At 71.5% G+C, this 26,329-nt stretch carries 19 protein-coding genes; 11 read left to right on the top strand and 8 right to left on the bottom strand.

Annotated elements, in window-relative coordinates:
• Positions 1-1,472: 1,472 nt before the first annotated feature.
• The 7 genes from ACIRRY_RS44195 to ACIRRY_RS44225 are packed head-to-tail and all read left to right on the top strand — an operon-like array spanning position 1,473 to position 9,127.
• Positions 1,473-1,895 (top strand): phage tail protein, encoded by a 423-nt coding sequence (locus ACIRRY_RS44195; RefSeq protein WP_329259741.1) that lies wholly within the window; start codon positions 1,473-1,475, stop codon positions 1,893-1,895.
• Between the two features lie 20 nt (positions 1,896-1,915).
• Positions 1,916-2,635 (top strand): peptidase M23, encoded by a 720-nt coding sequence (locus ACIRRY_RS44200; protein WP_403984692.1) that lies wholly within the window; start codon positions 1,916-1,918, stop codon positions 2,633-2,635.
• Positions 2,635-4,542, top strand: a complete 1,908-nt coding sequence (locus ACIRRY_RS44205; RefSeq protein WP_403984694.1) for a VgrG-related protein — start codon at positions 2,635-2,637, stop codon at positions 4,540-4,542. The genes ACIRRY_RS44200 and ACIRRY_RS44205 overlap by 1 nt, the downstream gene beginning before the upstream one ends.
• Positions 4,543-4,579: 37 nt before the next feature.
• Positions 4,580-5,023 carry a GPW/gp25 family protein gene (locus ACIRRY_RS44210; protein ID WP_200691096.1) on the top strand — a complete coding sequence of 148 codons (444 nt, stop codon included), beginning with the start codon at positions 4,580-4,582 and terminating at the stop codon, positions 5,021-5,023.
• 3 nt (positions 5,024-5,026) lie between these two features.
• Complete coding sequence (locus ACIRRY_RS44215; RefSeq protein WP_403984696.1) at positions 5,027-6,985, top strand: putative baseplate assembly protein; 1,959 nt, start codon at positions 5,027-5,029, stop codon at positions 6,983-6,985.
• Between the two features lie 31 nt (positions 6,986-7,016).
• On the top strand, positions 7,017-7,583 hold the full coding sequence (locus ACIRRY_RS44220) for a phage tail protein (RefSeq protein ID WP_403984698.1): 567 nt from the start codon (positions 7,017-7,019) through the stop codon (positions 7,581-7,583).
• Positions 7,580-9,127 (top strand): NADase-type glycan-binding domain-containing protein, encoded by a 1,548-nt coding sequence (locus ACIRRY_RS44225; RefSeq protein WP_403984700.1) that lies wholly within the window; start codon positions 7,580-7,582, stop codon positions 9,125-9,127. Before ACIRRY_RS44220 ends, ACIRRY_RS44225 begins: the two co-directional genes overlap by 4 nt.
• A 15-nt stretch (positions 9,128-9,142) precedes the next feature.
• On the opposite strand, the gene ACIRRY_RS44230 is transcribed toward ACIRRY_RS44225, so the two are convergent.
• Positions 9,143-9,601: a cupin domain-containing protein gene (locus ACIRRY_RS44230; RefSeq protein ID WP_403984702.1), complete on the bottom strand. Its 459-nt coding sequence runs from the start codon at positions 9,599-9,601 to the stop codon at positions 9,143-9,145.
• Between the two features lie 175 nt (positions 9,602-9,776).
• Here ACIRRY_RS44230 and ACIRRY_RS44235 point away from each other — a divergent pair, with 175 nt between their 5' ends.
• Positions 9,777-10,391 (top strand): TetR/AcrR family transcriptional regulator, encoded by a 615-nt coding sequence (locus tag ACIRRY_RS44235; protein ID WP_403984704.1) that lies wholly within the window; start codon positions 9,777-9,779, stop codon positions 10,389-10,391.
• 101 nt (positions 10,392-10,492) lie between these two features.
• Here the strand turns inward: ACIRRY_RS44235 and ACIRRY_RS44240 are convergent, their stop codons facing one another.
• Complete coding sequence (locus ACIRRY_RS44240) at positions 10,493-11,551, bottom strand: YbhN family protein (RefSeq protein ID WP_403984706.1); 1,059 nt, start codon at positions 11,549-11,551, stop codon at positions 10,493-10,495.
• A 231-nt stretch (positions 11,552-11,782) separates the two neighbouring features.
• Between ACIRRY_RS44240 and ACIRRY_RS44245 the strand changes: the two genes are divergently transcribed.
• Positions 11,783-13,261 carry a glycoside hydrolase family 3 protein gene (locus tag ACIRRY_RS44245; protein WP_403984708.1) on the top strand — a complete coding sequence of 493 codons (1,479 nt, stop codon included), beginning with the start codon at positions 11,783-11,785 and terminating at the stop codon, positions 13,259-13,261.
• 49 nt (positions 13,262-13,310) lie between these two features.
• Here ACIRRY_RS44245 and ACIRRY_RS44250 read toward each other — a convergent pair whose 3' ends face one another.
• A complete protein-coding gene (locus ACIRRY_RS44250; protein WP_403984710.1) occupies positions 13,311-14,603 on the bottom strand; it encodes a glycosyl hydrolase in 1,293 nt (430 codons plus the stop codon).
• A gap of 8 nt (positions 14,604-14,611) precedes the next feature.
• Here ACIRRY_RS44250 and ACIRRY_RS44255 point away from each other — a divergent pair, with 8 nt between their 5' ends.
• A complete protein-coding gene (locus ACIRRY_RS44255; protein WP_403984712.1) occupies positions 14,612-15,631 on the top strand; it encodes an N-acetylglucosamine kinase in 1,020 nt (339 codons plus the stop codon).
• Positions 15,628-17,886, top strand: coding sequence for a glycoside hydrolase family 3 N-terminal domain-containing protein (locus tag ACIRRY_RS44260; RefSeq protein ID WP_403984714.1), 2,259 nt, complete (start codon positions 15,628-15,630; stop codon positions 17,884-17,886). Before ACIRRY_RS44255 ends, ACIRRY_RS44260 begins: the two co-directional genes overlap by 4 nt.
• Here ACIRRY_RS44260 and ACIRRY_RS44265 read toward each other — a convergent pair.
• The 5 genes from ACIRRY_RS44265 to ACIRRY_RS44285 all read right to left on the bottom strand — a co-directional run bounded on the left by ACIRRY_RS44265 (position 17,876) and on the right by ACIRRY_RS44285 (position 26,208).
• A complete protein-coding gene (locus ACIRRY_RS44265) occupies positions 17,876-18,760 on the bottom strand; it encodes a carbohydrate ABC transporter permease (RefSeq protein ID WP_403984716.1) in 885 nt (294 codons plus the stop codon). The genes ACIRRY_RS44260 and ACIRRY_RS44265 overlap by 11 nt on opposite strands.
• Positions 18,757-19,770: a carbohydrate ABC transporter permease gene (locus ACIRRY_RS44270; RefSeq protein WP_403984718.1), complete on the bottom strand. Its 1,014-nt coding sequence runs from the start codon at positions 19,768-19,770 to the stop codon at positions 18,757-18,759. Before ACIRRY_RS44270 ends, ACIRRY_RS44265 begins: the two co-directional genes overlap by 4 nt.
• 2 nt (positions 19,771-19,772) lie before the next feature.
• Positions 19,773-21,143 (bottom strand): extracellular solute-binding protein, encoded by a 1,371-nt coding sequence (locus ACIRRY_RS44275; RefSeq protein WP_403984720.1) that lies wholly within the window; start codon positions 21,141-21,143, stop codon positions 19,773-19,775.
• A gap of 128 nt (positions 21,144-21,271) precedes the next feature.
• Positions 21,272-21,985 (bottom strand): peptidyl-prolyl cis-trans isomerase, encoded by a 714-nt coding sequence (locus ACIRRY_RS44280; protein WP_403984722.1) that lies wholly within the window; start codon positions 21,983-21,985, stop codon positions 21,272-21,274.
• Entirely contained in the window at positions 21,982-26,208 is a 4,227-nt protein-coding gene (locus ACIRRY_RS44285; protein WP_403984724.1) for an NEW3 domain-containing protein, read from the bottom strand. The genes ACIRRY_RS44280 and ACIRRY_RS44285 overlap by 4 nt, the downstream gene beginning before the upstream one ends.
• Positions 26,209-26,329: the final 121 nt, after the last annotated feature.

Here is a 26,329-nt window from a genome sequence, read left to right on the forward strand (position 1 = left end):
GCCCGACGATCCAGCGAGGTGTCACCCCGAGCACGCCTGCGCCGCCGCTGGGCACTCCCTCGGCCATCGGTCCCTCGCCCGCCGTTGGCCCGACAGCGATGGACCTCCCGACCGGAGTCCCGGCCAACCGGACAGCCTCACCCACCCCGACCCCGACCCCGACCCCGACCCCGACCCCGGGCCTGGGCCTGGGCCTGGGCCTGGGCCCGACGATCCAGCGAAGCGCCACCCCGAGCGCACCGGTACCGCCCCCGCACACTGCTTCCCGAACGCGCTCAACTACCGCAGTACAGCCGGCAGTCGCCCCGATGGAGAGCCCGGCTCCGCTCCCGTCCTCGGCCGAGCGCCCGTCCCCGACACGGCATCGGTCCTCGGCCGCGACTTCGCTCCCAGACGTGATGTCGCCTTCGGCCGTGAACACGTCCCCGGCCGGGTCCCGGCCTTCGGCCACGAGCGCGTCCCCGGCCGGGTCCCGGCCTTCGGCCACGAGCGCGTCCCCGGCCGGGTCCCGGCCTTCGGCCGCGAGCGCGTCCTCAGCCGGACCCTCGCCCTCCTCCACACACCCAGCCACGGCTCAGCCCCACGCCACGACGCTGACTCCACCCAGCTCGACCGCCCCCCGCCTCACAGCTCCCCGCGCGGCCTCTCCCGCCACACCCCCGCTCCCCGCACCCTTTTCCACCTCGCAGGCACCCACCACACCGGCACCCCCCACCGCTCCGCTCCGCACCCCACCCCCGGCGCAGCCCCCCGCGTCCCCGTCCCCCTTCACCCCCGTACAACGTCACCGCCGTGCAGCCCCCGACAGGCGGCCCACCACTCCCCTCGGGCACACCGCACCACCCGTAGTACCCGGCGCTTCCCCAGCCCCCAGCCCCCTCGGAGCCCGGGTCACCCCCGTACTGCCCAGGACCCCCGCACTCCCCGGCGCCCCCACAACCCCGAGCACCCCCGCCATACCCGTAGTACCCCTGAGCCTCTCCACCCCCGCGCCCCGCACCTCCCTCCCGATCTCCGCCCACCTCCCCGTCCAACGCAACCCCTCCTCCCCCCTGAACCGACCCCGCCCCACCCTCGGCAAGACCGGCATCACCCCCGCACCAGCCACCATCGCCGCACCCGCACTCACCATCACCTCACCCCCCTCCCAGTCACCCCCACCTCTCGACCCCCCACCCCCGTACTCCCCGCCCTCCTCCACAGCCACCACCGCTCCACCTCCACCCCCTGCCTACGAAGCCGTCCCCGCCGGCCAGTTCGACCCCCGAGAACTCACCGACTTCCAGCTCGACGAACTCGTGCACAGGATCATCGGCCGGATCACCCGTCTGATCCGCACGGAACTCCGCCTGGACCGCGAACGGATCGGCAAGCTCCGCGACCCCCGCCACTGACCCGCAACGCAACGCACCGCACGTCACCGCACGGCAGCGCAGCGCCCCGCCCCGCAACGACAGAAAGGCCCACCCCCGATGTCCCGCCTCGACCCGGGCTCCACCATCTGGTTCACCCTCAGCATCGACGGCGAGAGCCTCGGCTACTTCAACGGGTGCGAAGGGCTGTCGTCGCAGGTGGAGATCGAGCACCGGCAGGAGGGCGGCAACAACGGCTTCGTCTGGCAACTCCCCACCCGTGTCACCTTCTCCACCATCCGGCTGACCCGCCCGCTCACCCCGGACACCGCGAAGGTCGCCAAGTGGATCTCCTCCGTGCAGACCGGCATCAAGCGGCCCACCGGACAGATCGCGGCGCTGCGCGCGGACGGTTCGGAGGTCGCGCACTGGGGGCTGATCGACGTGCTGCCGGTGAGCTGGCAGGGCCCGTCCCTCGACCCGGCCGGACCGGCCGTCGCCACCGAGGTGCTGGAGATCGCGCACCACGGATTCACGGACTGAGCGGGGGCGGGAGACACACCATGGCCACCAGCAGAGGCGCGGGCAAGAGTCTCGTCCGTGCCAGTCTCGCCATTCACGAGCCGCCCGTCGGAGGCAGCACCACCCCGGGCGGGCTCATCAAGACGTTCGCCTTCGACTTCAACCCGGCACAGTTGTCGCTGACCCGCCGCGCCCAGTGGAAGACGACCCCGGCACAGATCGAACGGGACGGCTCCGTACCGGAGTTCATGGGTTCGCAGCCGCGTGAGATGGGCGTGGAGATCTTCCTCGACTCCTCCGACGAACCGACCAGCAACTCCGTGCTGAAGAAGGTCGAGTCGCTTCTCGCGTGCTGCGACGTGACCACCAAGTCCATTGCGGCGAAGCAGCCTTCACCGCCATGGGTGGTGTTCCAGTGGGGGTCGTTCTCCACCGCCCGCTTCACCGCCTACGTCTCCACCGTCGAGGCCGCGTACTCGCTCTTCGGGACGACCGGCGTGCCCATCCGCGCCACCTGCCGGCTGCAACTGCACGAGATACCGAGCAAGACCAAGGGCCAGAACCCGACTTCGGGCGCGCTCACCGCGCGGCGCGTGCACCGGGTCGTGGCGGGGGACTCCCTGCAGTCGCTGGCCTGGCGGGAGTACGGCGACTCCGCCGCGTGGCGGGCGATCGCCGAGGCCAACGGGATCGACGACCCGACCCGGCTCGCGAACGGTGTCGAACTCGTGCTGCCCGCCGCGGAGGAGGTGCGTTCCTGATGGTGAAGTCCGCGTACTCCAACGTCGTCGAGGTGAAGCTCGGCGGGGCCAAGATCCCTTCCGAGTACGCCCGTTACCTCGTCGACAGCCACGTCGACCAGGGTGTCGGCGTGCCCGCCGCGTTCCGGCTGACCTTCCGGGACCCGTACCGCCAGATCCTCGGAAAGCTGGGGGTCACCTTCGGCACGAAGGTGGTCATCGCCCCGGTGGCCGACGGACAGGGTGCCTCCGATCCGCTGCTGACCGGTGAGGTCACGGGACTTGAGGCGGACTACGACGGCACCGGCACCTTCACCGTCGTCCGCGGCTACGACTTCGGGCACCGGCTGCTGCGGCAGCGCCGGGTCGCCGCCTACCGCAACCAGAGCGCGTCCGACATCGCCCGCAAACTGGCCGCCCAGGACGGCGTGCCGATCGGCCGGATCACCTCGACGCGCACGGTCTACGAGTTCATCTCCCAGTCCAACGTGACCGATTGGGACTTTCTCGCCCGGCTCGCCGACGAGAACGAGATGGTCATGTCGGTCGACGCGGACGGCAAGTTCCAGTTCGTGGCGCCCAAGCCGTCGTCCGGTGCGCCGTCGCCCGAGACCGACGGCGACAAGAGCCCGTTCGTGCTCCAGGCCGGGCACGACATCCTGCGGCTGCGGGCCGCCGTGACCGCCGCCGACCAGGTCGCCACCGTCGAGGCGCGCGGCTGGGACGTCACCACGAAGAAGAAGCTCACCGCCACCTCGCCCGGGGCCTCGAATCCGTCCATCGGTATCGGGACCACTCCGGGCGCCGCGGCCGGCAAGTTCAAGACGGCCAAGCTGGTCGAGACCGGCACGCCCTACGACAAGCAGACCGAGGTGAAGTTCGCCGCCGACGCGCTCGCCGACGACGTGACGTCCTCCTTCGCCGAGCTGGAGGTCGTCGCGCGCGGAAATCCCAAACTGCGCCCGGGAGTTCCGGTCGCGCTCGCGGACGTGGGCAGTCCCTTCGAGGGCAAGTACACGGCCACCTCCGTACGGCACGTCTTCGGCGACGGCAAGCACTACGAGACCTGGGTGACCGTCAGTGGACGGCAGTGGCGTTCGCTGTTCGGGCTCGCCTCGGGCGGCTCGGAGACCGCGCCCCGGCTGCCCGGCGTCGCCAACGCACTTGTCACCGACGTCAACGACCCGCTCAAGCAGGGGCGGGTGCGCCTGCAGTTCCCGTGGCTGGACGACACCTACGTCAGCGACTGGACGCGGACCGTGCAGTGGGGCGGGCTCGGTGGTGGCGGTGTCTTCCCGATGGACGTGAACGACGAAGTGCTGGTCGCCTTCGACCGAGGGGCACTTGACCATCCGTTCGTGATCGGTGGGCTCTACAACGGCAAGGACAAGCCGACCGTCGTGAGTGACGTTCCGTTGCACGACGCCGTACGGAAGAAGGCGAGCCGGCACACCGTCTCCGACCGGGACGGCAACCGGATGGACCTGCTCAGTCAGAAGACCGGCGGACGCAAGCAGGGTGTCCGACTGGCCTCCGGGGACAAGCAGTTGACCATCACCCTGGACCGCACGCAGACCGAGATCGTCGTCGACAGCAAGGGCACGGTCACCATCAAGGGCAGCCGGTCCGTGTCGGTCGAGGCCGGTACCGATCTCACCCTCAGCGCCCGGCGCAGTCTCACCATCAAGAGCGGCGGCCTCCTGAACATCGAGGGACGCGGGCTGGTCAACATCAAGTCGACCACCGGAGCGATCACGTTGGACGCGATGGGCGCCCTGAACATGAAGGCACTCGGCAACGCGATGCTCACCGCGGGCGCGAGTGTGCAGATCAACTCCATCGCCAACGTGGGCATTCGGGCCGTCACCGTGCCGATCATGGGCGTGGTCACGCTCAACGGCCTGGTCCCGATGGTGATTCCGGCATGAGCGGTCCAACGGGCAAGGAACGGGCGGGTGCTGGCTGATGGCCGAACAATTCGTGGGCTCCGGCTGGTCGTTCCCGCTGCGCATCGGGCCGACCGGCGGCATCGCGCTGGTCAGCGGGGAGCGCGAGGTCGAGGAGGCGATCCGGCTCGTGCTGTCCACGGCGCCGGGCGAGCGCCCGATGCGGCCCGACTTCGGCTGCGCCATCCACGACCTCGTGTTCGCGCCGGTCAACGAGCAGACCGCGGGCCGTATCCAGCACGAGGTGCATGTCAGCCTCGACCGCTGGGAGCCGCGCATCGAGGTCGAGGACGTCGAGGTCACCGCGGGCACCGAGCAGAGCGTGCTGTACATCGACGTGCGCTACGCGATCCGCGGCACCAACAACCCGCGCAGCCTCGTCTTCCCCTTCTACGTCATCCCGTCCCACGACGAGCCGGACACCTCCGGCACGCCCGGCACGGCTGCTGAAAGCGACAACTGACCGATGGCTCTGCCCTCCCCGAACCTCGACGACCGGCGTTTCCAGCAGTTCGTCGACGACGCCAAGCGCTACATCCAGCAGCGCGCCCCGGAGTGGACCGACCACAACGTCTCCGACCCCGGCGTCACCCTCGTCGAGACGGTCGCCCACATGGCCGACCAGATCGTCTACCGCCTCAACCGGGTACCGGACAAGAACCACTTGGCCTTCCTCGACCTGGTCGGCATCACCCTCTTCCCGCCGTCGGCGGCCCGTACCGACGTCACGTTCTGGCTCTCGGCGCCCCAGGAGGAAGCGGTACAGGTGCCGCTCGGCACCGAGGTGGCGACGATGCGCACCGAGGGCGAGGAGGCGGTGGTCTTCGCCACCGAGCGCGAACTCGCCGTAGTACCCAGCGCGTTGCGGCATCTGGTCGTGCAGCACCGGGGCAAGCAGGTCGTCGACCGGACCCACGACCTGGCCGAGGGCAACCACGTGATGTGCTTCGCCGAGTCGCCCGACCCCGGCGACTCCATGCTGTTCGGCCTCACCGCCGCCGTCCCGCACTGCGCCCTCGCCCTCGAACTCGACAGCCGCGTCGACGGAGTTGGCGTCGACCCGCGCCAACCACCCCTGGTCTGGGAGGCGTGGACCGCCGACGGCTGGCAACTGTGCGAGGTGGACCGCGACGGCACCGGCGGCCTCAACCGCCCCGGCGCGGTCGTCCTGCACGTCCCCGGCGGCCACACCCTGTCCCGCAACGGCGGGCAGGAAGCAGGGTGGTTGCGCTGCCGCGTCACCGAACCCCACCCCGACCAGCCCTTCTACACCACCTCGCCGACCGTCCGCTCCGCCGAGGCCTTCACCATCGGCGGCACCACCACCGTCGTCCACGCCGACACGGTCTACGACGAGGCGCTCGGTGAGTCCACCGGCCTGCCCGGGCAACGGCTGCGGCTCGCGCACACCCCCGTCGTCGGCGACAACCCGCCGCTCCTGCTCCAGACCGCGGAGCACGAGGGCTGGACGGACTGGCAGGTCGTCCCGCACTTCGCCGCCTCCGGCCCCGACGACCGCCACATCACCCTCGACGCGGCCACCGGTGAACTCGCCTTCGGCCCCGCCGTCCGCGAACCCGACGGCTCCCTGCGCCAGTACGGCACGGTCGCCCCCAAGGGCGCGGTGATCCGCGCCCGCCGCTACCGCACAGGAGGCGGCCGGGCCGGCAACGTGGCACGCGGCGCCGTGCAGATCCTGCGCAGCTCCATCCCGTACGTCTCCGAGGTCGTCAACCGCGAGGCCGCACGCGGGGGAGTGGACGGCGAGACCGTCCAGGAGGCCAAGACCCGCGCCCCGATCACCCTGCGCGCCCAGGAACGGGCGGTGACCCTCCGGGACTACGAGGAACTGTCCCGCCGGGCCGCCCCCGAGACCGCCCGCATCACCTGCCTGGAGGGCGACGAGGGCGAGCACGGGGCCTACGCGGTACGGGTGTTGGTGGTCCCGCAGGCCGTGCCCGACCCCGGCGGACGACTGCGCTTCGAGCAACTCGTGCCCGGGGACGCCCTGTTGGAGCGCATCACCCGGCACCTCGACGAACGGCGCCTGATCGGGACCCGGTTGGCGGTCGGCCCGCCCTTCTACCAGGGCATCACCGTGGTCGCCACGGTGCACGCCTTCCGGGGCGTCGACACCGACCGGGTGCGCCGCCAGACCCACGACGCCCTCTACCGTCACCTCGACCCGCTCACCGGCGGATCGGACGGAAAGGGCTGGCCGTTCGGGCGTCCGGTGCAGTCCGGGGAGGTCTTCGCGGTGCTCCAGCGGGTGCCCGGCGTGGAGCTGGTCGACGAGGTCGTGCTGCACCCGGCCGACCCGCTCACCGGCAAGCGTGGCGACCCCACCGACCGTATCGACCTGGAGCGGCCGTCGCTGGTGTTCTCCTTCGACCACCGCGTCCGCGTGATCGGAGACGGCGCGTGAACACGGCCAACTCCCCGATGGGAGGCGTGCGTTGAGGGGATCAGTGGACGGCCTCGGCTCGTCCGCGCCGATCGGCGCGATGCTGCCCGCCGTGTTCGCCGACGACGACCTCGCCCAGCGTTTCGTCGCCGGGCTCGACGAGGTCGTAGCGCCGATCCTGAATGTGCTGGACTGCCTGGACACATACTTCCGGCCGTCGCTCGCACCGCTCGACTTCGTGCAGTGGCTGGGGAGTTGGGTCGGTGCCGAGACCGACGGCAGCGAACCGGAGGAGCGACTGCGGGCCGCCGTGGCCGCCGCCACCTATCTGCACCGCATCCGCGGCACCCGGCGCGGACTGGCCGAAGCCGTCCGGCTCGCCTTCGGGGTCGCACCCGAGATCACCGAGAGCGGCGCCGCCGACTGGAACGCCCGACCGCTCGGCCCGGTGCCCGGCGAACGCAGCCCCCGGCTGCACGTACACCTGCGGCTGCCCGCGCCGACCACGCTGGACACCCACCGGCTGGACGCCCTCGTGGCGGCCGCCCGCCCCGCCCACATGCCGTACACGGTCCAGGTCACCACCACCGTGCCCGCCGAAAGGAACCCCGAGAGATGACGACCACCCAGAGCTGCGCCGAATGCGGAACCCGCGCGGAACCGGGCCAGTCGTTCTGCGACTCCTGCGGTGCCGTCCTGAGCTGGACGGACCGCGCGGGCGCACGCACCGGGGCCGCGGGCGGCGCGACGGCCGACGGCCCGGGCCGGGACACCAACGACCCGAGCGCCTCAAGGGACAACCGGGCCCCGGCACAAGGAAGTTCGGTCCTGGACGACCCCGCGGCCCGACTCGACGCCCTGTCCCTCCGCCTGGACGCCCTGGCCGCCGGCGACTCGTACGACTCCGCCGCCGCGACCACCGCACAGGACCCGGCGAGCGCGGACACCTCCGGCGGCACTACGACATCCCATGCGTCCGGTGGCGCTACGACGTTCCACTCGTCCGCCGGGTCTACGACTCCCCACTCCTCCGGTGGGGTTGCGACTCCGCACCCGTCCGGTGGGGCTATGACTTCGCACCCGTCCGGCGGTCCTACGACCCACCCCGCGTCCGGCGGCAGCACGCCCCACCCGTACCCCAACCCTTACGCGGACCCGAGCCCCGCGCCCGTCGCCCCCTACGGGCACCCCGACATGGCCACCGCCCCCACCCAACCGGTCCCCGCCACCGCGCCGCGATCACCGGAGTCACCGGACTCGCCGGAGTCCGAGGCCGAGCGCGCCCGGCGTCTCCTCGTCCCCGTCTCCGACCCGGAGCCCCGCCAGGCCCCCTCCGTCGCGCCGGTCCTGCCAGGCCGCCCGGTGGCCGCGCGCCCGCAGGCCGTCCGGGCACCCGGTGTCGAACCCGGTGCCGTGGGCGGGGTGCCGTGCCCCTGGTGCGCGACGGCGAACCGGCCCGACCGGCACTACTGCGCCCGCTGCGCGATGCCCATGGCCGGTGACGAACACGCCCCCGGCCGGCTGCCGTGGTGGCGGCTGCTGCTCACGTTCCGGAACGGTGAGATCCCGTGGGCGGGCGACCGGCCCCGGCTGCGTCGCACCTTCGACCGGGTGCTGACCTGGCTCGGAGCCGCGCTCGTGCTGACGCTGCTGATCGTGCTGGCCGTCAACATCCCGCGTGCCGTGGACGCGACCAAGGACCACTTCGCCAAGCGCGCCCCCGTCTACCCGGACCGCGTCAGCGCCTCCCGTTCCTTCCCGGGTCACAAGCCGGAACTGGCCTTCGACCGGCTGAACAACACCTGGTGGGGGCCGGGGGTGAGCCAGTCCGGCAAGGGGCAGTGGCTGGAGGCACAGTTCGACGAGCCGACCCGGCTGCTGGACCTGATGATCACCCCCGGCGTCTCCACCCGCCCCGACCAGCTCACCCAGTCGGCGCTCCCGCACCGGATCGAAGCGGTGATCACCACGGCCAAGGGCAAGACGATCACCCGGCAGATCACCCTCGACCAGGGGGCGGGAGCCCAGCGCCGTTCCTTCCGGGTCGGCACGGTCACGTCGGTCCGCTTCACCATCGAGTCCGCCTACGGAACCTCGGGGAAGAAGCAGGTGTCCATCGCCGAGATCGAGTTCTTCGGCCCGTCCAGCGCGGGCAGCTCCTGAGCCTCGGCGGCCGGCTCAGGCGTAGTCGGTCGAGGGAACCGTGGCGTAGCGGCTCATCGTCTCGATCGTCGACTCGGCGTTGAACTCCCGGCCGCCGGCGATCATGTCGCGCAGGTCGCGGAAGTACTGCACGAACAGGTCGGGCGTGAAGGTGTTGATCATCACCGCGGGTTCGTCGCCGGGGTTGGCGAAGGTGTGCGGGGCGCCGGGCGGGATCATCGCGAGGGTGCCGGCCGGGGCGAGGTGGACGGTCTCGCCGATGGTGAACCGCACGGTGCCGGAGACGACGTAGAAGCCCTCGTCGTGCTGGGCGTGGCGGTGCTGCGGGGGGCCCTGGGTGTGCGGGGCGATGGTGATCTCGCCGATGCCGAGCCGGTGGCCGGTGGTGCTGCCGTCCTCCAGGATGCGCATCGTGACCGGGCCCAGACGTATCGTCTCGCCGTCGTCCGGACCGACCACGGAAACCTCGTTCATCGCCGACTCCCTTGTGTTTTACGCCTGTTGAGCGCTCCACGCCGTGGCGCGCTCAACAGGCACACTAGGCGGGCGGCTCTCGTTATGCAAGCGAACTCTTACGATGAGAGCTGTTTGTGATAACGTGTGGAGGACGGCGGGCGACGGCGAGTGAACACGGGGAAGTGACGCACCGATGGCGACAGCACAGACGGACACGGGCCGCAGCAACCAGAAGAAGCGCACCCGTACGGCGATCGTCGACGCGGCCCGCGCGCTGATCGGCGGGGGCGGTGAGGTGACGATGCCCGAGGTCGCCCGCGCGGCCCTGGTCTCCGAGGCCACCGCCTACCGCTACTTCCCCGACCTGCCCTCGCTGATCGGCGAGGCCCTGGCCGGTGTCTGGCCCGACCCCGTCGACGCGCTCGCTCCGGTCGCCGGCTCCCGCGATCCGGTCGAACGAGTCGCGTTCGCCTGCGAGTTCCTGCTTCGCGGCACCCTCGCCCGGCAGGGCGGGGTGCGCGCGATGATGGCGGCGACCATCGTCCGCCCCGACGCGGAGAACATGAGACTGGGCGTCCGCTTCGGGCTCATCGACCACGCGCTGTCCCCCCTGGCGGCCACCCTCGGAGTGACCGACCCGGACGCCTTCACCCAGCTCAAGCGGAGCCTCGCCGTGGTCGTCGCCGCGGACGCCCTGTTCACCCTCACCGACCAGTGCGGACTCACCCCCGACGAGGCGATCACCAGCGCCGTACGCACGGCGACGACCCTGACGGAGGCGGCGGTGCGCACGGCGGCGGAGGGCTAGGGGCCCCGGGTACCTCTCGACTGCCCGGTGCCGCTCAACTGGCCTTTTTGGCTACGGCAGTTGGGGCGGCCACCGGTCGGCGTCGGGCAAGGGGACATCCGTCACAGCACCTTCCGGTGGACCAGCGCAGACAGCAGCAGCGCGCCCGGCAGCAACGGCACCCACACCGTCAGGACGCGGTAGCCGATGACGCTCGCCGTGGCGACGTCCATGGGGGCGCCGAACGCGACCATCGTGAACACCGTCGCCGCGTCCACCGGACCGATCCCGCCGGGTGCGGGAACGGCGCCGACGGCGGTGCTGGCGGCGAGGAACGCGAGCACGACCTGCGCCCAGGACAGCGGCAGGCCCAGCGAGGCGCCGACCGAGAAGATCACGGTCGCCTGGAGCACGGGAGCGGCGGCGGCTCCGCCCCACAGGGCGAGGATCCGGCTGGGCATGGTGTGCAGCTGCCGTACGTCGGTCAGGGCGGCGCGGACACAGCGGAGGACCGGGCTGCGCAGCCGGCGTACGGCGCAGAGCAGGACGGTGAACGTGGCGAGAGCGGTCGTCAGACCGCCGACCGCGAGGAGCAACGACCAGCCCCTCGGCGCGAGTTGGCCGAAGCGCAGCATCTCGGGGAAGGAGATGAGGAAGACCAGCAGCACGAGTGTCTTCGCGATCGGCCGGACGAGTGAGTAGAGGGCGAGCGACGCGGTGGCGCGCGGGAGGGGGATGCCCTGGCCCTGGAGGAAGCGCAGCGTGACGGCGTGCGCCCCGATGCTGGCCGGCAGTGCGTGGTTGGCGGCGCCGGCGGCGAACTGCGAGGCGATCAGCAGACCGGTCGGCAGTCGCTCGGGCACGGCACCCTGGCGGACCAGGGCGGCGGTGCCCCAGCCGAGGCAGGTGAAGAAGAACGCGGCGAGCAGCCACCAGGGGTCGGCGGAGGCGAGCCGCGACGTGCCCTCGTACATGGCACGCCAGTCGACCGCCGCCCAGACCGCGATCAGCAGCAGGGGCAACAGCGCCAGCACCTTGGTGGCGAGGCGTGCGAGGGAGGGGAGGCGGAGGGAGGCGGGGACGGGGGTGAGCGTGGGGGTGGCTACGGCGACGGGGACGGGAGTGGGGCCGGTGGTGGCGGGGAGCGGCCCGGGGAGGTCTTCGAGCGGAAGCAGGGACACGTGGCGAAACGTTCCCGTCCGGTATGACGGCGTGGTGTCCGTAAGCGGAAGGGGCGCGGGCGGCTGGGCGACGCGGATGACGCGCATGGCCTGAAGGGCACGGGTGAACGCACCGGTCGTACCACCGGCACCACCCACACCATCGCCCACGCCACCACCCCAGATCATTGTCTGAATCAACAATCCATCGGTTTGTTGACTTTAGGTTGAGCGAGCCATTTGAATTCCAGTATGACCCACGCCGAGCGTACGTCCGCCGCCGTCACCGCCCTGCCCGCCGACCTCGACGAGGCGGCCCACCGCTGTCTGGTCGCCGGGTTCGACGGCACGACGACCGTGCCGCACACGCTCAAGCGGCTCATCGACCGCGGCCTCGGCGGGGTCATCCTCTTCACCCGCAACGTGCGCGACGCCGACCAGGTGCGCCGGCTCACCGACGAACTGCGCGCGCTGCGCCCCGACCTGCTCGTGGCCATCGACAACGAGGGCGGGGACATCGGCCATCTGGTGAGCGCGGGCGCCCCGGACGTCCCCGGCTCCTACGCCCTCGGAGTCGTCGACGACACGGCCCTCACCGCCCGGTGCGCCGACGCGCTCGCCGGTCATCTCTCCACACTCGGCATCACGGCCTCCTACGCCCCTGTCGCCGACCTCCAGCACCAGCCGCGCAACCCGATCGTGCGCACCCGCTCCTTCGGCGCCGACCCCGACCTCGCCGCCCGCCACCTCCGCGCCTGGATCACCGCCACCGACATACGCGGCATCGCGTCCTGTGCCAAGCATTTCCCGGGCCACGGCGGCACAATCACCGACAGCCACCACGGCATCGCGATCGACCCGCGGCCCCACGACGAACTCCTCGTCGACCTCGCACCGTTCCGCGCCGCCATCGCCGCCGGCGTGCCCATGCTGATGAGCGCCCACGTCGTCTTCCCGGCCCTCGACGCCAACCGCCCCGCCACCCTCAGCCGCCGCATCCTCGGCGATCTGCTCCGCCTCGAACTCGGTTTCGACGGCGTCCTGGTGAGCGACGCCCTGGAGATGAAGGCGATCGCCGACGCGTACGGCGAAGCCGCCGGGGCCCGGATCGCCCTCGCCGCCGGGGCGGACCAAGTCATCGTCGCCGTACCGGACTTGGACGTCACCCTGGGCTGCCGGGACGCCGTGCTCGACGCGCTGCACTCGGGCGTACTGCCCGAGGACCGGGTGTGGGAGGCGGCCGGCCGGGTACGGCGGCTCGCCGAGCGGTACGCGACCCCGTGCCGAACGGCCGCCGCCTGGGACGCGGACGCGGGCCTTGAGGCGGCCCGCCGCGCCGTGCGCACCCGGATCCTTCCCCCGCCGCCGCGCGGCGCCCACGTCGTCGACCTGTTCCCGGCCCCGCACCCCGCCCTGAACTGGGGCGGCGAGGACCTCCTCACCGAACTCCGCGCGATCGACCCCACCGCCACGGGCACCGCGCTCAACGCGGAACCGGCCGACCCCGCCGCCCTCGTGGACGGAATCCTCCGCACCGGCGCCCCGCTGGTCGTCGCCACCTCCGACGCCGGCCTGCACCCCTGGCAGGCCCGACTGCGCGACACCCTGGCCGCCCGGCGACCCGACGCCGTCCTGGTCGACACCGGGTTGCCGGAGGGTGGCGCCCTCTGCTCCTACGGGCGGGGCCGGGTCAACCTGCGGGCGGTCGCGGAGGTACTGACGGGCGGGTGAGCGCGCGCCTCATGGCAGGCGTACGCCCTTCATCGCATGCGGACGGCCTTCATTGCGGGTGTACGACTTCCTTGATGCCCCGCGCCGCCAAGTACCCCTCGTCCTCGGCCCGTTCGGCCAGCACCACGGCCGGGCGGGTGCCCTCCGCGCGCAGCCGCATCCACTCCTCGAAGTACGCGCCGCCCGGCCCGGACACCGAACGGGTCGCCGGGGTGCAGTCCAACACCACGGCGGTGTCGCGGAGTTGGACGGTGTGCGGCTCGGCGATCGCGGCGGCGAAGGCCTCGGCGATCGGCTTGGCGCGGCCCGCCGAGTCGAACAGGCCCAGCGTGTACTCGAGTTCGGGGTAGTCGGCGAGCGAGCGGTCCACATCGTGCGAGCACCACCAGGTCACCCCCCACAGTCCCGCGCACTCGGCCGCGTTGCGCACGGTCGCCCGCGCGAACTCCGGGGCGTCGGCCGCCGGGATGTGCGGCTCGGGCGCGCCGGTCTCCTGCACCCAGACGGGCCGGGCCGGGTCGACGGCGTACGCCTTGGCCAACTCCGTCCCGTACTCGGCGAGATGGAGCACCTGCGGCGAACGCGGACCGTACCGGCGGGCGCAGTCGCCGGAGAACACCCACGGGTGGACCGTGGTCAGATCACCCTTGCGGGCCGAGGCCTCCGGGGTGAACGGATGGTCGTCGCCGTACCAGGCGGCGTCGTACGCGGAGTGCGTGACCAGACGGTCCGGCGGCAGATGCTCGCGGGCGGCGGCCAGCAGCGTGTCGAGATAGTGGTCCACCTCGGCCGGCGTCACCGGGTTGTGCTCCACCAAGTTGTTGAGCTCGTTGCCGAGTTGGAGACCGATCAGGTTCGGGCGGTCGGCGAGGGCGGCGCCCAGCGTGCGCAGCAGCTCCGCCTGCGCGGTGATCGACTCCGGGTCGGTGAACACGTTGCGGTGGTGCCAACTGCGGGTCCACTCCGGGTAGAAGTCGAAGCTCGACAGATGGCCCTGGACCCCGTCCACGAGCACGTCGAGCCCCGCCTCGCCCGCCAGATCGACCAGGTGCACCAACTGGTCCACGGCCGCCCTGCGGATGAGCGTGCGGTTGGGCTGGAGCAGCGGCCAGAGATGGAAGATCCGGACGTGGTCCAGGCCGAGCCCGGCTATCTGGGCCAGATCCTCGCGGGCGTGCGCCGGGTCGAAGTCGTGCCAGGAGTGGAACCAACCGCGGCGCGGCGTGTAGTTGACGCCGAAGCGGAGCGTAGGAATGGGATCCTCCCCAGGTCCGGTCTTGCCCTGACTCTTCTGTGGCTCTTGTCTTTGGCTCTTGTTCTGCGCGAATGTATCAACCACCATAGTCAGTGATGAGCAATGATTTGAACCAAGAATGCGCGGTGGATCTCGTCGTCGGCCTCGATGCCGGAGGCACCCGCACCCGTGCCGTCCTCGCCGCCGCCGAGGACGGGCGCCTGCTCGGCGAGGGCGCGGCCGGACCCGGCAACGCCCTGACCGTCCCGGTACCCCGCCTCGCCGATCACCTGGCCGAGGCGATCGCACAGGCCGTCCCGGAGGGGGCGCGCGCCCGGGTGGTCGCCGTGTCCGGCGGCTTCGCGGGCGCCACGGCCGCCTCCACCGAGGAGCCGGGACACGTCAACGCCCGCGCCGCCCTCACGGCCGCACTGGAGCGCCTGGGCGTCCCGGCCGACCGGCTCCGCATCTGCAGCGACATCGAGGCCGCGTTCGCCTCCGCCCCCGGCGCCCCGGCCGACGGCCTCGCACTGGTCGCCGGCACCGGCGCGGTCGCCCTGCGCATCACCGGCCGCCGCACCACGGCCACCGTGGACGGCGACGGCTGGCTCCTCGGCGACGACGGCAGCGGCTTCTGGATCGGCCGCAGCGCGGTCCGCGCGGCCCTGCGCATGGCGGACGGACGCGGCCCGACGACCGTGCTGGCCCGGTCCGTCGGCCAGGCGCTCGGAGTGCCCGCCGAGGCGCTCCCCGGCGCCGCCGACTGGTCCCGCGTCCACCGCGAGGCCTACCGCATGCACGTCCTCCCCGCCGTGATGGCCGAACTCCCCATCCGCCTCGCCCGCTTCGCCCCGCTGGTCGTCGAGGCCGCCGGGGCCGCCGGGGGCACGGACACCGTGGCGGAGGGGATTCTCGACGAGGCGGCAGACCAACTGATCGCCACAGTACGGGCGTTGGAGCCGACCCCCGGCGAGCGGATCGTCGCCACCGGCGGCCTCCTCGGCCCCGAAGGCCCCCTGACCGGCCCCCTCAGCACCCGCCTCCACACCCTCGGCCTCACCCTCGACTGGGTACCGGACGGCTGCCGGGGCGCGGTCGCCCTCGCCCGGCTCGCGTACGACGGTGACGACCGATGACCGACACCACCACCCCCCTCTACCGCGATCCAACTGCCCCCGTGGACAAACGGGTTCGAGACCTCCTCGCCCGGATGACCCTGCGCGAGAAGGTCGGCCAGCTCAACCAGCGGATGTACGGCTGGGACGCCTACCGCCGCACCCCGCAGGGCTACGAACTCACCGACGCCCTCCACGCCGAGACCACCCGCTTCGCCGGACTCGGCGCGCTCTACGGCCTGTTCCGTGCCGACGCCTGGTCCGGCGTCGACCACACCAACGGCCCCGGCGCCCAAGACAGTGCAGGCCTGGCCGAGTTGGTGCAACGCCATGTCGTCGCGAGCAGCCGGCTCGGCATTCCGGCCCTGTTCGTCGAGGAGGTGCCGCACGGCCACATGGCCCTGGACGGCACGGTCCTCCCGGTCAACCTGGCCGTCGGCGCCACCTGGGACCCCGACCTGTACGAGCGGGCCGCCGCCCATGCCGCCGCCGAACTCCGCGCCCGTGGCGGTCACGTGGCCCTCGTCTCCGCCCTGGACATCGCCCGCGACCCGCGCTGGGGCCGCACGGAGGAGTGCTTCGGCGAGGACCCGCACCTCGCCGCCCGCCTCACCGAGGCACTCGTCCGAGGCATGCAGGGCGACACGACAGCCGGGACCGCCGCCGGCGAAGCCCCGGTCGCAGGAGCCGTCTTCGCGCCCGACAAGGCCCCCGTCGTCCTCAAGCACTTCGCCGGACAGGGCGCCACGGTCGGCGGCCGCAACTCCGCCGAGTCCGAACTCGGCCTCCGCGAACTCCACGACATCCACCTCCCCGCCGCCCGCGCCGGAGTCCGCGCCGGGGCCGCCGCCCTGATGTCCGCATACAACGAGGTCGACGGCCTGCCCTGCTCCGGCAACCGCGCCCTGCTGACCGAACTCCTGCGTGACGACTGGGGTTTCGAGGGCCTGGTGATGGCCGACGGCCTCGCCGTGGACCGGCTGGCCCGTATCACCGGCGACAAGGTCTCGGCGGGCGCCCTCGCCCTCAACGCGGGTGTCGACCTGAGTCTGTGGGACGAGGGCTTCACGCATCTGGAGGAGGCGGTCGAGCGGGGCCTGGTGAGCGAGGCCACCGTCGACGCGGCCGTGGCCCGGGTACTCCGCCTGAAGTTCGACCTCGGCCTCTTCGAACACCCCTACACCACCACCGAGTTGCCGTCCTCGCGGCAGGGCAAACAGTTGAGCACGGCCCTCGCCCGAGCCGCCGTCACCCTCCTCCACAACGACGCCGGTGTCCTGCCGATCCCGCCGACGGTCTCCCGTATCGCGGTCATCGGACCCCAATCCTCCACCTACGCACACCAGTTGGGCGACTACACGGCACCGCAGCACGACGGCGTCAGCGTCCTCGACGGCCTGCGCCACCTCGCCCCGCCCGGCACCGACCTCCGCCACGCCCCCGGCTGCGCACTCACCGGTGACGACCTCTCCGGCATCCCCGAGGCGGTCGCCACGGCCGCAGCCTCCGACCTGGCCGTCCTGGTGCTGGGCGGCAGCAGCGCCCGTACCCCCGACACGGACTTCGACGCCAACGGGGCCGCACGGAAAGCCGTTTCGGCGATGACGTGCGGCGAGGGCGCCGACCTCGCGGGCCTGAGCCTCGGCCGCGCCCAGCACGCCCTCCTGGACGCGGTCACCGCCACCGGCACCCCCACGGCGCTCGTCCTGATTGAGGGCCGCCCGCATGTCGTCCCCGAGCGGGCGGGCGCCGTGCTCACCGCCTGGTACCCCGGCCCGTGGGGCGGCGAGGCCATCGCCGAGGTACTCCTCGGCCGCGCCGAACCGACCGGCCGCCTCCCCGTCTCCGTCCCTCGCTCGGTGGCCCAACTCCCCGTCCACTACAACCACAAGGACACCGAGTACGGCGGCTACGTGGACACCGACGCCGAGCCGCTGTACTCCTTCGGGCACGGGCTGTCGTACACGAGCTTCGCATACGGACCGCCACGTCTCGAGGGGAGCGTGATCGAGGTCGACGTCACCAACACCGGTCAGTGGCGCGGTCGTTCGGTCGTCCAGGTCTACATCCGGCGGCTGCTCACTCCGGTGTGGCCGCGCACGCTCGAACTGCGCGCCTTCCAGGGCGTCGAGTTGGCGCCAGGGGAACGCCGTAGGGTCGGAATCCCCTTCGGCACCGACCAGTTGGAGCAGGTCGGTGCCGTGGAGATCCGGGTCGCGCGGTCCGCGCGGGACGCGCTCGCCGTGGAGCCGGTCGTCGTGGACCTCAGAGCTTGACGGCTCCCGCCGACACGCCCTTGTAGAACCAGCGTTGGGTGATGACGAACAGCACCAGCACCGGGATCACGGAGATCACCGAACCGGCCATCACCACCCGCTGGTCGTAGCCGAACGACGAACTCTGGAGTCGTGAGAGGCCCAGCGTCAGCGTCATGTGGTCCTCGGAGCGGAGCACGATCAGGGGCCAGAGGAAGTCGTCCCAGGCGCTGATGAAGGTGTTGATGGTGACGACCATGATCGCGCCCCACGCGGACGGGAGATAGAGATAGCGGAAGCGCTGCCACTCGCTCGCGCCGTCCAGCATCCCGGAGTCCTCGATCTCGCGCGGCACGGCCAGGAACGCGCCACGCATCAGCAGCACGTTGATCGCGCCGACGAAGCCGGGCAGCCACACACCCACCACACTGTCGACCAGACCGAGGTCGCGAATGCTCAGGAACAGCGACACCATGATCGACTCGAAGGGGAACATCATCGAGGCGATGAGGAGGATCCAGACCGCTCTGCGGCCCTTCCAGGCGGGCTTGGAGAGCATGTAGCCGGCGGTGGTGGAGAACAGCAACTGGCTTGCCACCGACAGGAGTACGACGATCATGCTGTTCTTGATGTACGTCGCCACCGGGACCTGGCTGAAGACCTCGCGGTAGGCGTGCAGCGTCGGGTGGTGCGGCAGCAGGGAGGCGTCCGCGCCGAAGACGTCCTCGCCGGTGCCCTTGAGCGAGGCCAGGAACTGCCAGATCAGCGGGCCGACGGTGAGGCCCAGGACGAGGAGCAACAGCAGGTAGCGGACGAGGAGTTCGCGGGGGCGGCCGTAGTCCCGCCAACGAGGCGTCGGACGCCGGGACTTGGGTCGCACGGCGGTCGCCGTCATGACTCGTCCTCCTTCGTGAGGCGCTGCGCCAGCAGGGTCAGACCCAGGGTCAGGACGAACAGCGCCACGCTCACCGCCGAGCCGTAGCCGGCGTTTCCGGTGATGGGGTCCAGGCCGACGTCCCGGATGTAGAAGGGCAGCGTGCGGTCGGCGCCGCCGGGGCCGCCGGTGGAGCTGCCGAGCATGTAGATCTCGGTGAACACGCGCAGCGAGCCGATGCCGGTGAGGGTGCCGACCAACATCATCGCCTGCCGGACACCGGGCACCGTGATGTGCCAGAAGCGGCGGGCGGCACCGGCGCCGTCCATGGAGGCGGCCTCGTGCAGTTCCTTGGGCACGTTTCCGAGGGCGGCGAGGTAGAAGACCATGTACCAGCCGAGGCCCTTCCACAGGGTCAGGCCCATCGCGGAGAGCAGGATCAGCCACGAGTCGGACAGGAACGGGATGGCCGACCGGATCAAGTGGGCCTTCTCCAGCCAGGTGTTGACCAGTCCGTCGTCCGCGAGCAGCCACTGCCAGCTCAGGCCGACGACCACGCTGGAGGCGAGCACCGGCGTGTAGAAGGCGGAGCGGAAGAAGCCGATGCCGGGGAGGTTCTTCTCCACCAGGACGGCGAGCAGCAGCGGCAGCAGCACCATCAGGGGGACGACGATCACGGCGTACAGGACGCTGTTGCGGGTCGCCAGCCAGAAGTCCGAATCGTCCAGCATCCGGGTGTAGTTGGAGAGCCCGACGAAACTCGCGGCGCCACCAAGCGGCTTGGCGTTCGTGAACGAGAGCAGCACGGTGTTGAGGAACGGGAACACCCCGAACGCCGCCGCGCAGACGATCGCGGGCGCGGTCCACAGCCAGGGGAGCCACCAACGGCGGTACAGCGCGGCCCCGTTGGCGCCGGGGGCGGGACCGGGGAGGACGGCCCGGGTGAACTTGCGTATGCGGGTCGTGCCCGGTGCGGAGGCGACGGCCTCCGCACCGGGCACGGACACCGGCTTCGCGGTCTGTGTCGCCACCGTCAACCAGCCTGCTTCAGCAGCTCGTCGGCCTTCGCCTGAGCGTCCTTCACGGCCTGCGCCGCGCTCTTCTTGCCCTGCATCGCCAACTGCACCTGGGACACGATCGCGTTCTGCACGGCCGGCGAGAGGTTGGTCTGGTAGGCCGTGGTCGTCTTGAGCTGGTCGGCGACGAGCTTGCGGGCCTGCGCGAACTGGTCGCTGCCGCTGACCTTCTGGAAGAACGGGTCGTTGAGCGAGGTGGTCGTGGTCGGGAAGATCACCACGTCCGGGTCCTTGGCCCAGGCCGTCTGGTTCTCGGCGTTGGTGAGGTACTCCGCGAACGCCAGTGCCACGGGCGCGTGCTTGCTGGTCGCGGCGACCGAGACGTACTGCGGGGCGCCGGTGGTGTGGCCGAGCGCGTCGAAGGGCTGCTGCCCGACGCCCGTCTTGGCGTAGATCGAGGGGCTGTTCTGCTTCACGAACCGCACATAGCTCGGGTTGGTCGAGCCGTAGGCGACCTTGCCCTGCGTGTACGGCGTGGACGGGTCGTTGCTGGAGGACAGCGAGTCCTTCGGCATCGCGCCCTCCTTGTACAGCTTCGCCATCCAGGCGACCCACTGCGTGGTGCGCGGATCGTCCGCGAACACGGCCGACTTGCCGTCGCTGGAGAGGGTCTTGATGTTCATCTGGTCGAAGTCCGCCGGGATCCGCCAGATCGGATTCGCCATCGTCGCGTAGTACTTGCCCTCGGCCGACTTGGCGATCTTCTCGTAGTCGGCGAACAGCCCGAAGATCGTCGTCGGCGGCTTCGCGGGATCGATCCCGGCCTTCTTCAACAGGTCGGTGTTGTACGTCAGGACGATGCCGCCGGTGTACCAGGGCAGCACGGTGTGCAGCGCGGAGCCCGAACTGTCCTTGAACGTACTGGACTTCCAGAACGCGGGGACGAAGGGCTTCCCGGCGTCCGGGTCCTTCACGCCGAGGTTGAGGAGGTAGCCGGCCTTCGTGAGTGCCGTCGCCGTCTCCGCGTTGAGGTTGATGACGTCCGGCAGCGTGCAGGCCTGGGCGTCGGCGACATTGCGCTGGGTGAAGGTGCTGTCGCCCGGATCGTCGATCCACTTCACCGACGCACCCGGGTGAGCCTTCTCGAAGGACTTGATGACCCCGTTGAAGAAGCTCCCGAAGTCCTTCTTCAGGTTGGTGGTCTGGAAGGTGATGCCGCCCTTCACCTCACCGGTCAGCTTCCCGGACCCCACGTTGCCCTTGTCGACCTTGCAGCCGCCCGCGGTGGAGTCGCTGTCGCCCGAGCTGCCGGACAGCCCGCAGCCGGCGGCCGTCAGGGTCAGGACGATGATCCCCACCATCGATCCGGTCAGTCTTCCTGTGCGCATCGCTGCCCTCCTGAGCATCAGCCAGCAGTTGGTTCAATTAACCAACTTCGACTCCGATTGATGAAAAGGTGGACCAGAATTCATCGGAGGTCAATGGTTCTCGTGTTGCTTTTAGGTTCCGGGGGAGATCAGTGCCTGTGCTCATGGTCCGGGTGCGCCGGATCGCCGGGGTGTTCATGACCGGCCGTATACACGACTCCGGCCTTGGCCTGGTCCAACCAGCCGAAGAAGGCCCGCCGCCCCGCGGCCCGCAGCAACTCGCGCGCGACCCCCTCGCGTGCCTGCTCATAGGGCACGAAGTCCTCCGATGACACCCCGCCGAACGGGTCGACACCGCGCCGCAGCGCCTCCGCCGTGAGAAAGCGGTCCCGGTTCCGGTCGTAGTAGTCCCGTACGGCGGCCTCCGCGACCTCATGCTCGCCCTCCAACTCGGCCAGCAGCAGTCGGGCGGCCGGGGAGTGAGCGAGGGCCGCCGCGACGATGCTGCCGAGATCCGCGACATCGGTCTCGGCGACGGCCGGCACCCGGTCCGGCGACACCTCGGCAGGGGGCTTCAACCCCCGCTCCACGCAAGCCCGTTGGGCCAGTTCGTCGATGACCACGACCTGGGTCGCCCACCGCCGCCGCTGCCGCTCGGCCCGCGCGAGGCGCTCCGCTGGATGACCCGCAGCGTGATGTCCCTCGTCTGCGGCGCCGTTGTGGCTGGTCGCGCCCTGCGGCGGAGCCGCTGATGAATGAGGCCCCGCACCCCTTTGGGGCGCTGCCCGACCGCCGTGGAGCAGTGCGTCCACCTTCCCTTTGGCGACCATCTCGCCCTGCACCACGGCCGCGTGCTCCGTCATGGGGTCACCTCCAGCGGCACGGTTTCCGTATAGGCCACACACCCGTTCCAGGCCACCTTCACCAGCAGCCAGTACGACCCCGGCGCCACCGCCGAACCGTCCACCTCGATCACGCACTCCCGTTCCGCGCCCCCGGCCACCGTGAAGCCCTGGCAGCCCGGCTCGACCCCGGCCCAGGTGCCCCACGAGGAGACGGCCCAGAGGGTGCCGTTGACGGGCCCCCGGGTGGTGTTGCGGACGGTCACGGGGACGCGCGCGCGTTCACCCGCTCGTACGGTGATCCGTTCAACTCCCGGACGGGACACCAGCGTTGGCCCGTGCTGCCCGTCCGGCACGTCAAGCGCCACGGTGTCCTCGTACGTCTGCCCGCCGTAGGACAGCCGCGCGGCGAGCCAGTGGCGGCCGGGGGTCGGGTCGGGCGGCGGGGTCACCGTGATCTCGGAGAGGGTGAACCCGGACGGGCCCAGCGCGTACGGCAGTTCGGCGGGTTCGGTGGTCCAGCCGGGCGGGACCTCGAAGGTCACGGTGCCGGACACCGGCGCGTCGGTGAGTTCCGAGCCGACCCGGACGGTCGCGGTGACCGGGCCGGCGGCGGTGAGTGTGCCGGGGGAGAGGTACACCGAGACCGGTATGTTCCCGCGCGGCGCGGGGCCGGAGTTGTGCAGCCAGTAGCGGGTGTGGATCGGCTGCGCGGGTTCATGTGCCGCGATTCCCGGACCGGTTGAGGGTTCGGCGGCAGTGGTCGCCAGCACCGTCGCGACCTCGAAGCCGGTCACGTCGAGGGCGAGCCCGCCGTCCCGCTCCGGTGCCAACTCCGCGCCGGGCGCCTCCAGTACGTCGGCCCGGGTGCCCCCGGCCCAGTCGCGCGGCCCGTGTATCCGGGCCCGCACCGGCCGGCCGTTCACCTCGTGCATCCGGACGACGACACCGCGCCCCGGGTCGACCGGTACCGCGCTGCCCCGGGCGAGCGGGGAGCCGACTGGCTTGAGGGCGTCGAGGATCACCTCGCCCGCCGGTTCCAGGGCGAGCAGGGTGAACTTCCTGGGCAGCGTGCCCTGTTGGGCGGAGGTTCGGAGGCGGGCCGTCAGCGGGTGGTTGAACTCATGTCCGGCCTGCGGGAGTCGGGCCTCGCGCCAGTCCCCGGCGCCCGCGACCACGGCGTACTCGAACTCGTGGGTCCAGCGCTGGAGTTGGAAGGCGGAGCCGTCGGGAGCGGTGCGGCGGGGCGGGTCGACCCAGATGCCGGAGGGCCAGCCGGTGCAGGAGCGCATGAGGGACATGTAGAGGTCGCCGGAGGAGGTGACGACACAGCCGGGCGTGCCCCGGTTGAGGACGGCGAAGCTGCGGCCGTCCCAGGCGTCGCCCGGCGGCAGGGCCTCGCAACCGCCCGCCGCCGTGGCCGTGACGACCGCGTCGTCGAGGTCGGCGATCAGCGCGTCGACCGCCTTGGCGTCGTCCTCGGGGCGGGCGCCCGCCACCACGAGCAGCGGCAGCCGTTCCAGGTCCCGTAGATCCGCTCCGGGCACCCACTCCTCGCGCAGTCCGGCACGCGGTGCGACCCAGACCGCCGCCACGCCCCGCTCGGCCAACTGCCGGCGCAGCTCGCGTCCGGCGGCCGGGTCCCAGCCGAGGGCCTCGGCGACCACCGAGTTGCGCTCGGGCGCGCCCACGGCGATCCGGAAGTCCGGGAGATTGGAGTCGACTTCGAGGTCGCCGTAGCGCGGGCCGCCGGCGATCGTCGAGGTCGCGGTGACCCCGACGCGGACCAGGGCCGCCGCGAGCGGCGCACCGAGTTCGCCGGCCAAGTCCCAGTCGGCGTAGACGAGTTCGGCGACTCCGATCGACCGGTGGCCGAGCAACTGCCCCGACTCGTCGTGCACCGCGACCCGCGCGGTGGACCCGAGCCCGAACCAGGTGTTCGCCGGGTTGTCGAGCGTCCACGGAAACTCCTCGCTGTCCACCTCGACGAACCCGAACCCGCGCCCGATCACCGCGTCCGCCACCTCGTGCACCGGCAGCCCGCCGGTCACATCGGACGGCCAGCGCACCCGGATCAGCCGGTCGGCGCCGTCGTACCCGTCGATCGTGGTGGTCACGTCGAGGCGCGGGACCCCGGCCCACAGCGTCAACCGCTGGGTGTACCGGAACAGTCCGAGGTCGGCGGTGACGGTGATCCGCGATCCGGCGGGGGAGTGCCGGACATCGATGTCGGCGGTGACGTCGCGACTGCGTGCGGCGGTGGTCCCGGTCGGCGTGAGATGCCACGGGCCCTCACCGAAGCGCGGGTGGCGCGCGTACTCCTCCTGTACGACGAGTTCGTTGCCGAGATCACCGGAGCGCAGCAACTCCCGCTCGTCCTCGCCGAGTTCGCGCAGGCCGCTGACGCCGCCGCCCCGCGCGGGGTCGACCGTCACCTCGTAGAACTCGTTGCGGATGGTGAGGCCTTCGCCGGGTGTCCATCCGGCCACCGAACCCTCGGCGAGCGGGAGGGCCTTGAGGCCCATGCCGGGTACCTCCGGTACGACGACGCGGAGTTGGTCGCCCTCGCGCACGGCGGGCAGGGGCAGACCGGTGTCGTCGAGGGGCACCAGGCCGGGGTACGCGACGGTCAGTACGTCCCGGCGCTCCCAGGTCGCCGCGTTGAACACGACCAAGTCGGCTCCCGCGCCCGGCAGTTGGGCGACCTTCCCGGCGATGGCCTCGGTCGCGTCGGTGTGCACCGCCTCCGCCAGGTCGTACAGCTCGCGCCAGCCGGTCATCAGGTCGATGTACACCTGGTCCGACTCGGAGCCGGTGATCGCGTCGTGGTGGGCGCCGTAGATGAGCTGCCGCCAGGCCTTGTCCAACGCCGCGTCCGGGTAGGGGTGTCGGGCGACGAGCGAGGCGAGCGTGGCCCAGGCCTCCGCGTCGGCGAGGAGCGTCTCGCCGTAACGCTGGGCCTGCTTGGTGTCGATGTAGGAGACGTCCTTGCCGGTGTAGATCGGGTTCATGTCCCGGGTCTGCGGGGACGCCTTGCGGCCCTCCTCGGCCAACTCGGCGCGGACGGCGGCGAAGAAGTCCCGGGGGATCGCGCTGACGAAGCGCGGCCAGACGTAACGGGCGTTCCAGTCACGGTGGATGTCCATCACCCAGCGGCACGGCGGCGCGTAGTCCCCGCCGACCGGGAGCAGCACATTGCGGGTGAGCGCGACCTTCTTGAGCCCCCGGAACAGCTTCAGCGCCGCCGCTTCGGCCTCGGGGAGCGTGGGCGCGTTGTCGATCGCCCACCCGGCGCCGTAGTGGTTGACCATGTAGGCGGTGAGGAGCCCGCGCCCGGAGGGGGCGATCCAGTCGAACTCGGCCGGGAACTGCATGCGTCGGGGGTCGCGCGGCTCCTCGCCGAAGACCGAGAGCGTCGGCCCCCACTGGTGGAACGGCCCGCGCGCCCATGAACTGGAGGACACTCCCGCGTCCGCCATCAGGCCCGGGAACTGCGGGTCGTGCCCGAACGCGTCGAGCTGCCAGGCGGTTTCGGGACTCGCGCCCAGGATCCCGCGCTGAAAGCCGTCCCCGTACAGGGCGTTGCGTACGGTCGCCTCGGCGCCGGTGAGGTTGGTGTTCGGCTCGTTGTAGGTGCCGCCCATGATCTCGACGCGGCCGGTGCGGATCAACTCCCGTAGAAAGGCGCGCTCTTCCGGGAAGGCGTCCCAGTACGGCTTGAGGTAGTCGACCTCGGCCAGCACGAAGGTGTACGCCGGGTCGCGGCGGGCCAGGTCGCAGTGGGCGCGGACCAGGCTCATGCCGGACTGGCCGCGGGAGTCGAAGGTGCGGGCGGGGAGACCGGTGGAGGCGGGGTCGTCGGCGACGTCCCAGGTCTCGGTGTAGGCGCCCTGGGTGTTCCACCAGACGGGGTCGTAGTGGAAGTGGCTGACCATGAACATCGTCCAGCCGGGTTCGGCGGCCGTGAACTCGGCGCTGCGGGTGGCCAGTTGGTCGCCATCGGCCGCCGTCACCTCGATCGCGCACCGCTCGCCGGGCGCGAGCTCGCAGGTCACGGGTATCTCGGCGCGCGCGGTGCCGTCCTCGCCCACGACCGTTTCCGCGCTGCCGCGCAGACCCGGGCCCTCGACCGTGAGGCGGACCGGTCGGCCCGGGACATGGGCGAGTTCGACGGCCATCACCTGGAGCGGATGCTCGGCGGTGCCGACGAACAACTCGGTCGACAGGGCAGCGGTGACACGCATGGGTCTCCTACCAGAGGCTCGGCGGAGCGCCCATCCTGACACCGCGAAGATGATTCAAACAACCATCCACGCGTAACTTCGGTGGTTCATCCATGCAGACTCGGCCGAGATCACGGCCGGG

The sequence above is a fragment of the Streptomyces sp. NPDC101776 genome, from assembly GCF_044766845.1.
In the GTDB taxonomy this organism is placed as follows: Bacteria; Actinomycetota; Actinomycetes; order Streptomycetales; family Streptomycetaceae; genus Streptomyces.

Bases quoted from the DNA above. Each gene is read 5' to 3' on its own strand.
- ACIRRY_RS44200 (WP_403984692.1), top strand. From the start codon at position 1,916: ATGGCCACCAGCAGAGGCGCGGGCAAGAGTCTCGTCCGTGCCAGTCTC.
- ACIRRY_RS44215 (WP_403984696.1), top strand. From the start codon at position 5,027: ATGGCTCTGCCCTCCCCGAACCTCGACGACCGGCGTTTCCAGCAGTTC.
- ACIRRY_RS44265 (WP_403984716.1), bottom strand. From the start codon at position 18,760: ATGACGGCGACCGCCGTGCGACCCAAGTCCCGGCGTCCGACGCCTCGT.
- ACIRRY_RS44225 (WP_403984700.1), top strand. From the start codon at position 7,580: ATGACGACCACCCAGAGCTGCGCCGAATGCGGAACCCGCGCGGAACCG.
- ACIRRY_RS44250 (WP_403984710.1), bottom strand. From the start codon at position 14,603: ATGGTGGTTGATACATTCGCGCAGAACAAGAGCCAAAGACAAGAGCCA.
- ACIRRY_RS44255 (WP_403984712.1), top strand. From the start codon at position 14,612: ATGAGCAATGATTTGAACCAAGAATGCGCGGTGGATCTCGTCGTCGGC.
- ACIRRY_RS44260 (WP_403984714.1), top strand. From the start codon at position 15,628: ATGACCGACACCACCACCCCCCTCTACCGCGATCCAACTGCCCCCGTG.
- ACIRRY_RS44210 (WP_200691096.1), top strand. From the start codon at position 4,580: ATGGCCGAACAATTCGTGGGCTCCGGCTGGTCGTTCCCGCTGCGCATC.
- ACIRRY_RS44280 (WP_403984722.1), bottom strand. From the start codon at position 21,985: ATGACGGAGCACGCGGCCGTGGTGCAGGGCGAGATGGTCGCCAAAGGG.
- ACIRRY_RS44230 (WP_403984702.1), bottom strand. From the start codon at position 9,601: ATGAACGAGGTTTCCGTGGTCGGTCCGGACGACGGCGAGACGATACGT.
- ACIRRY_RS44275 (WP_403984720.1), bottom strand. From the start codon at position 21,143: ATGCGCACAGGAAGACTGACCGGATCGATGGTGGGGATCATCGTCCTG.
- ACIRRY_RS44195 (WP_329259741.1), top strand. From the start codon at position 1,473: ATGTCCCGCCTCGACCCGGGCTCCACCATCTGGTTCACCCTCAGCATC.
- ACIRRY_RS44205 (WP_403984694.1), top strand. From the start codon at position 2,635: ATGGTGAAGTCCGCGTACTCCAACGTCGTCGAGGTGAAGCTCGGCGGG.
- ACIRRY_RS44235 (WP_403984704.1), top strand. From the start codon at position 9,777: ATGGCGACAGCACAGACGGACACGGGCCGCAGCAACCAGAAGAAGCGC.
- ACIRRY_RS44245 (WP_403984708.1), top strand. From the start codon at position 11,783: ATGACCCACGCCGAGCGTACGTCCGCCGCCGTCACCGCCCTGCCCGCC.
- ACIRRY_RS44285 (WP_403984724.1), bottom strand. From the start codon at position 26,208: ATGCGTGTCACCGCTGCCCTGTCGACCGAGTTGTTCGTCGGCACCGCC.